Below are 7583 nucleotides of genomic sequence, written 5' to 3'. Positions count from 1 at the left end.
TCGCGCGTTGTGCGGAACGCTAAACGCGCGTTAACGCTGCGCGACATGAAACGCGTAGCGTCCCGGAGGGAATGGAGACCTCGCCATCCCATCCTGACGGAATGCTACGCTTTCCGACCGCTCTCTTGGTCGATTGGAGGCAAGCGAGGAAACCTCGCCATCCCATCCTAACGGACTGCTCCGCTTTCCGACCGCTTTTTTCCCCTATCCAAGGGGAGGCAGAGTAAGCTGAATTATTTAATTAGTAATTAATAATTATTAATTATTCGGTAATATCTTGAGAATATCTCAACCAGGACATTTATTAAGTTTAGATATAGACTCAACAATAGAAGATATTTATAATTTAAACACTCTATCTTTACCATAATTATTGACAGGTGAAAAAGGAAAAAACGCCACATTCATAATCGTTAATAACAATGGTGAATTAGAATTAGCAGATAATACAATAATTGCCGATACAGCAGGAAATGTATTTGTCTCTGGAAAAATACATTTATCAACTCAAGAAAAAGAAAGTAATTTTATTGTCTTAGATAACAATGATATAACAGTCGATAGTTTGATATAAAGTTCGGTATTTGTAGAATTAAAAGCAGCTTGAAGTATTAATATTAATGCGGATATTGATACATCAGTTGGAAATGGAAATATTGACTTGTTTGGTAATAATAATGAAATGAATATTGCTAACCGTTCTGACGGGAAAGCTTCTATAAATCAATTAGATGAAACGACATTAAATGCTGGAAGTGGCAGGATTAATATTCAGTTAGGAAATTTAGGAGAAGTAGGTGATATAAATCTGGCTTCTTTAACAACAACAGGGCAGGTTTTAGTTAATGCTAATAGTGAAAATATTGCTAGAGTTTCTGAGAATTATTTGATAAATGTCGGGAGTGTTTTGTTTCAAACATCTGGGAATGGAGGAATAGGTTTAATAGGTGGATATTTGCGGTTGAATGTAGGAAATTTAGAAGCAGTTTCTGGTAGTGGGAGAGTATTTTTTGATGTGGCAGATGTGAATATTGGTGGTGTGAATGACGATGTAAATAGTATTTTAGCTGCTTCAGGAGGTGATATTACTCTGGATAGGGAAGGAGATGTGACTGTTACTAAGAATATTTCTACAGAGCTTTTTATTGATGGTGAAACAGGTGGGGATATCAACCTTAGTGCCAACAACCTTTTTGTTATTGATGCTGCTTTTATATCTGCCGTTGCCTATAGCTTTATCCTTTCCTTTTTAGGACTACCTACAACTCTATTGCTGTTCTATCCAATGGTTAAATAAAAGGCTTGTTTATTTTCTGGTAATGTCTAACGATCCAGACTTGATATAATATAAAATCCGGTTATACAGTAATCCCATGCATTACTTCCTCTTAATCAGACATTCTATTGAATACGAATTTAAAAATTTAATAGTTCAATTCTTTCTTTATCCGCGCCTCCTAGGTCTTGACTCCTGACTCCTAGGGCGATACGATAACTAATTACCCAGATTCTATATAATAGGTTGTATGGTTCAAATTTAAATTATATCAAGTATCAAAATTATGATCGATCTAAATCTTCAAACTCAACTTCAAAAAAGAAAAAATCCATTTGGAAGTAGTCGAGTTGATCATCCTTTTCAGGTGCATAATGATGCAGATAATGTTTTTAGTAAAGAATTTCATAGGATACAATCTACTCTAAAAGATATTAAGCAAGATATAAATCATCAAAGCAAAGGGGTTGTAGTTATAGGAGAACCTGGGTTTGGCAAAACTCACCTAATGATGCGACTAGCAAATAGTAGATTAAAAACTAATCGACTATTATTTATTCGTCAACCTAATAATCCCGATGCTGTTATATATCATATTTATAGTCGGATACTTGAATCTTTGATTAGGAGTATACCAAAAATTAATTATACTCAACTAGAATATTTGATTGCTAATAGTTGTGCCAATATTTTTAAAGAAATTATTGTTGAAAATCCTCATCTATATTTGCAAAAAACCAGTAAAAAAGACAGGGATATATTAGCAGCAGTCGAACATGGAAACTATCTGAAATTACTCACCTATTTATCATCAGATACTAAAGCTAGAAGAGAACTTTGGGAACATATAGAAAATCGAGTTTATCTGTGGTGGGTGACAAATTATTCAAGCGCAGGATATGCACCAGAAATATTAAAAGGAATTATCAAGTTTTGTGGATATAGATCCATAGATTATCGTTGCATCATTAGAGAATGGTTGGCAATGAATGAAGTACCTCAAAAATACTTAGATCAGGTCAGGATAGCATCCTGGAATCAAAGTATAAATCGAGAAGAAGTATCTCTAGAAGCATTAAAGATATTTGGTTATTTATCACTTTTAGATGAACCTTTAATTATTGTATTCGATCAGTTAGAAGGTTTGGGTAGGGAGTATAATCAAAATCTTTTGCATAGTTTTGGAGAAGCTATCAAGGAAATTTTCACCCATGTTCCCAATAGTTTGATTATTTTCAATTTATTTCCGGATCGCTGGGAACAGTGGCAACAAGAGTTTGATGATTCTATTATAGATAGAATTTCTCAATGTCAAGTTTTCTTACACAAACCATCTGAACAACAACTAAAAGCGATTCTCAATGAAAAATCAAAGTCTATAAATATTCCGATAGAGCAAATTTTTACTCCACAAGAAATTCAGACTATCTTAAATAGAAATTCTGTGCGTGGAATTATTAATTCTGCGGCTGATTTCTATAATTATAAAATTCATGGTATTTCCTTACCTGAGTATCTAAATGTCGAGACAAGGAACAAAATAAAATTACAGGAAAATTCCAATTTACAAAGTTTAGCCTCAGACATTAAACAAATTAAAGAACTTGTTCTCAAGATAGCTGGAAAACTGGATATTGAATCTAATCTAGAAACAAATTTAGAAGCAAAAGTCGATAAAAATGGTAAAACATCTATTACTGAAGCTACTCAAACTAATGCCGATAAAATTATCACAGATTACCTCAATCAGCAATATCATGAACTAGAAGAAAACTATAGTGAGTCTCAAATTATTACCAGTAGTGATGACCGAGGAAAATTGGAGAAAATTTTTGAATCCTTTAAAATAATTAAACCAGATATCAAGTTAGATTTTCTTGCCTTAGATAGACCTAAAAAAATTCCAGACCATTTAGTTATCCAGACAACAAATCTAGGTTATGCTATAAGCTTTTTATATGATGCAGGAAACGCATTTTTTTCTCGAATGACTAACTGGAATGAATTAGTATTAAAAAATTCTCATATCAACTTTTATATGTATCGAGAGGCCAGAGTTTATCAGGTTAGTGGTGAAAAAAGTATAGCAGAATTAGATAAATTTAAAAATTTGGATAATGCCGAATATATTATTTTCACAAAAGATGAACGAATTATTTTTGAACTGGTTTATCAAATCATTGTGGATATTCAAAACCAAGATTTAGAAGTGAGTTTGGATGAAGCTTTATTGGTTGTTTTAAAAAGATATTCACACCATTCGTTATTAAAAATAGCCCACAAAGTTATAGGAAATATTAAAATTTAGTCCCAACAATAATTTTACTTCTAACTTCTGACTTATGCTATATCTCCCTAGGTTATGTTTAACTATCTAGTATTAACTCGAATTGGTTTAATATTTATCTTATCCATTCCTTTTAATTTCTTAGCGTACAATTTTACCGTTTTGGGTGCGACACGAGGGCGCACGAAGGACTAGAATCCCGCAAATATAAAGCTTACATCAGATGAGTGAGGAGCAGTCTCCTCCAGTTTAGTGTCTTGGGTTATAAGGCTAGGCATAATTCTTAAAACCCGATCGCCCCAAACATATCCAGAACAAAAGGGAGCGATCGCTTATGAGTTCAAACGTCAGCTTATATACAAGTGTGAGTGGTATGGCAGTTCAGTAATGATCGCTGATAGATTTTACCCAAGTTCTCAAATATGTTCTCGCGCTCGGGTATCAACAGAAAATGCCATTGAGTGAGAGAACTTATAATTGTGCTAACTGTGGATTTCAAGCTGACAGAGACTTTAATGCTGCTGTCAACTTAGAAAAATATGTGAATAAGTAGGTGAAGTTCTCACCGATTTTAAGCCTGCTCTTGAAGATAAGTTACAGACTGCGGTCAGTGGTCTTCAGTGAGACAGGAAGCTAGCTCCAAAACCTTTTTGGGTAAGTTTGGGTAAGTTTAGTAGAACGGAATAAAAATATTGAGGAAACCTAACCTATTAATACTAGGATTAGTTGATTAAAAACAAAATGATAAAAATTATCAATTTTGCTGAGAAATAGCTTAAAAATTAAATAGATTTTTTTTACTTAGTAATAATCAAGAAATAATCAAGAAATAATACTATATTCTTAGATTATATTATGAGAGGCTGTTTGTAAACAATTGCGAAATATTAGTAGCGATATAGCTGCCGCTAGGCTCGACCTTTCATGTCGCGTAGCGAAACGCTAACCGTTTGAGCATTAAACGAATCATTGAAATATTAATGAAGGCTTCGCACTTTGTGAGAATTTTCTTCATAATATGCAACAAAATCTAAGATTATGCCCGATCCCAAGCAAAACTTCTTTCCACTACCTAACGTCTGGGTAAAGTTATTACAGTTTCAAGGCAGATACAGCAGTTTCCGAAGCTATGAGGTACATATATTCAGGGTTTTAGGGAGTAGGGGAGTAGGGGAGCAAGGGAACAAGCAAAAAATATTTACCCCATCAAAGGTCCAGTTATTGGACCTCATAACAACGGGAAACGCTTTAACTTTACTTTACAAAACTTTATAAATAGTTTCTTATATATTCATATATAATCTCACATATAATCTAATTAAATGATTGACAATATCAATCTCAGGAGTATAACTCATGGTTTCACAGCCACAACTAACAGTTTCAAAAAATCAGAATGGGTATAAGAGTCCCTTCGAGCAGTGGGATGAAATAAGCTGGATTAGAGCGAAACCAATTAGAGAAGGAATAATTTCTGGACTACCATTTTCTCCAGACTTAGTACCCCTAGCAAGTCATCCCGAAATTGCTAAGAATCGTAATAGTTGGATGAAAGCTTTAGCTTATCAATTATTAGGACATCTCAGATTTACAAACATACTTGAACTGAGTCATGTCAACCCTGTCACTGCTGGGTTAGCAGAAGGACGTGCCCCATTTAGAATAACTTATCAACAACAAAGTGATGCCTTGAGAATTTACTGCGATGAAGGAGGTCACGCATTATTTACAGAACATCTCGCTAAACAAGTAAGAGAAACTTACGGAATAGATCCATCTATGATTGGTCGCCCCAGGTTTGAAATAGAACTTGAAAAAATTTTAGAAGAGCATAAAACACAAATTTCTCCTGATTTAATAAAGTTATTTTTTGTGGCTATTTCCGAAACTTTAATTACCAAAGTTTTGCACAGTTTACCTCACGATCCAGACGTCGATCCATTAGTACGAAAAGTTATCGGAGACCATGCTGCTGATGAAGGACGACATAATATTTATTACCGTACTCTTTTCCCAATGATTTGGGATAGTTTACCTTGTTATCATCAAGAAGAAGTAGGGAAGATTTTACCAAAACTTCTTTGTGCTTTCGTGGGTCCTGACTTAGAATTTGAATACAGAGTTCTCCGCCAACTTGGTTATAATTCGGAGGATGCCAGAGGTATGTTAGAAGACATTCACCCCGTTAGTAAAACGTGTGAAAGTGCTAGGAAAGCAGCAGCTCCTAGTTTAAAAATGTTTGATGAAGCAGGAGTTTTTAATATTGCTGTAGTTGAGCAAACTTTTGCCGATCATAGTTATTTAGTCGAAAAAAATTAGAGGAATTTATAGGTGTGGGTAAAGTAGAAAATTATGATTTAGTAATTAATAATTACCTGTTGCTATAAAATAATTGTTTTTCTGATTTCGGGCAATAAATCGTAGTGTATCTAAGAAGATATTTTCTACCTTAGTATGAAAGTTTTCAGTCTATAGCATTCCTATTTTATTTGTGTATAAAAACCTTACTGCTTTTAGGGAACACTTAACTGGCGGGAGTTTCAGGTTTTTTATCTACTTTTTGATTTATTACAACCTATGCGCGGATTGCTATATAAATCTGACTCTTAACTTTTTACTTAGGTCAACTAGAGCTAATATCATGTCCGGTTGAATAGTTATAATTAGAAGTTAGTAGTAGGGATTTAATTATAACTTCTAGATAAGGCTAGAGCAAAACTACAAACAAAAACTTTTTTTATCACTAATTATCCTGACACGATATCAGTAGTTAATAAGAACAATTTTCCCAACTTTTTAGTCACTAATTTGAAGGTTAAGTATCGGGCGATCGCTCTAATTTTTTCTTCTTTCTTAACTGCTCATTTTTTTCTCTAATAACTAACTTTGAAGGTTAAGTATCGGGCGATCGCTCTAATTTTTTCTTTTTTCTTAACCACTTATTTTTTTTCTCTACTAACTAACATAGTGCTATATAAGCTGAATTTAACTTAAGGAGTATGGGATTGAAAGATACAAAAAATGCTGTTGTTATTAGACATTTAGCTTTTGAAGACTTAGGCACTTTAGCTGATGCTTTGAAACAACAAAATTATGCAGTAAATTATCTAGAAGCTGGAGTAGATAATCTAGCTAAAATTGATTCAGAGAAAACTGATTTACTGATAATTCTTGGCGGACCTATTGGAGTTTATGATGAGCCAGATTATCCATTTTTATCAGATGAATTAACTTTATTAGAAAATCGTCTGAAAGCAGATTTACCTACCCTTGGTATTTGTTTGGGTTCTCAATTAATTGCTAGAGCATTAGGAGCGTCAGTTTATGCAGGTTCAGGTAAAGAAATTGGCTGGTCGAAATTGGAGTTAACTCAAGAAGGAATCAATTCACCTTTAGCTGATTTATCACCAGAAAATACATCTGTTTTACATTGGCATGGTGATACTTTTGATTTACCAGTTGGTGCAACTTTACTTGCTTCAACTTCCAAGTATAAAAACCAAGCTTTTAGTTGGGGAAAAAATTGTTTAGCTTTGCAATTTCACCCAGAGGTAACTACTATTGGATTGGAAAGATGGTTTATTGGTCATGCAGCAGAAATATCTACAACTTCAGATGTAACTGTTACTAAGTTAAGACAAGATACAGCAATTTATGGTGAAAAATTAGAAGTTTGTGCCAATCAATTTTGGCAAAGTTGGTTATCAGAATTCGAGAGTAGTAAAGAGTTTCGACTTAGTTAACAATTTGCGCAATTTAGCGATCTAATAGGCTAGTTCTCTTCACATAGCATGTAACGAGGGTGAAATTTGTATCTTCTGCACTAATCGCTGCTTAAACATTTCTGGGATGTCTATCTATATAGACATAGACCACAGAAGAAATCCCGCTTGCTACGCTCGAACGGCGCAGTAAGGGTTTGAGGACTTTTTTAGTTATGTTTATTGACAAAGACTTAAATGTAAGTATAGACTGATAAGATGCGGTTGGCTTAACCGTCAATGCCTGTGGATGAGTAAC

General features: G+C 34.0%; 6 protein-coding genes and 1 pseudogene. 6 read left to right on the top strand and 1 reads right to left on the bottom strand.

The annotated features are described in order from the left end of the window. Positions 1-373 precede the first annotated feature (373 nt). From F6K22_RS24490 to F6K22_RS24465, 6 genes and pseudogenes are all read left to right on the top strand, one after another. Entirely contained in the window at positions 374-574 is a 201-nt protein-coding gene (locus F6K22_RS24490; RefSeq protein WP_293103941.1) for a hypothetical protein, read from the top strand. A 108-nt stretch (positions 575-682) separates the two neighbouring features. Continuing rightward, positions 683-1297: a hypothetical protein gene (locus F6K22_RS24485; protein ID WP_293103938.1), complete on the top strand. Its 615-nt coding sequence runs from the start codon at positions 683-685 to the stop codon at positions 1295-1297. A 265-nt stretch (positions 1298-1562) separates the two neighbouring features. Continuing rightward, on the top strand, positions 1563-3584 hold the full coding sequence (locus tag F6K22_RS24480) for a P-loop NTPase family protein (protein ID WP_293103935.1): 2022 nt from the start codon (positions 1563-1565) through the stop codon (positions 3582-3584). Positions 3585-3896: 312 nt separating this feature from the next. Beyond that, positions 3897-4116 (top strand): annotated as a pseudogene (locus F6K22_RS24475) (zinc ribbon domain-containing protein); the annotation flags it as partial. An 803-nt stretch (positions 4117-4919) separates the two neighbouring features. Then, the gene (locus F6K22_RS24470; protein ID WP_293103932.1) at positions 4920-5882 is read left to right on the top strand and encodes a diiron oxygenase; all 963 of its coding nucleotides are present in this window, start codon (positions 4920-4922) and stop codon (positions 5880-5882) included. 686 nt (positions 5883-6568) lie between these two features. Continuing rightward, a complete protein-coding gene (locus F6K22_RS24465) occupies positions 6569-7306 on the top strand; it encodes a glutamine amidotransferase (protein WP_293103930.1) in 738 nt (245 codons plus the stop codon). A 91-nt stretch (positions 7307-7397) separates the two neighbouring features. Here F6K22_RS24465 and F6K22_RS24460 read toward each other — a convergent pair. Beyond that, a partial coding sequence (locus F6K22_RS24460; protein WP_293103927.1) for a hypothetical protein occupies positions 7398-7583 on the bottom strand: 186 nt, incomplete at its 5' end.

The sequence above is a fragment of the Okeania sp. SIO2F4 genome (genome assembly GCF_010672385.1).
In the GTDB taxonomy this organism is placed as follows: Bacteria; Cyanobacteriota; Cyanobacteriia; order Cyanobacteriales; family Microcoleaceae; genus Trichodesmium.
This window is presented reverse-complemented; position numbering and strand designations above follow the sequence as displayed.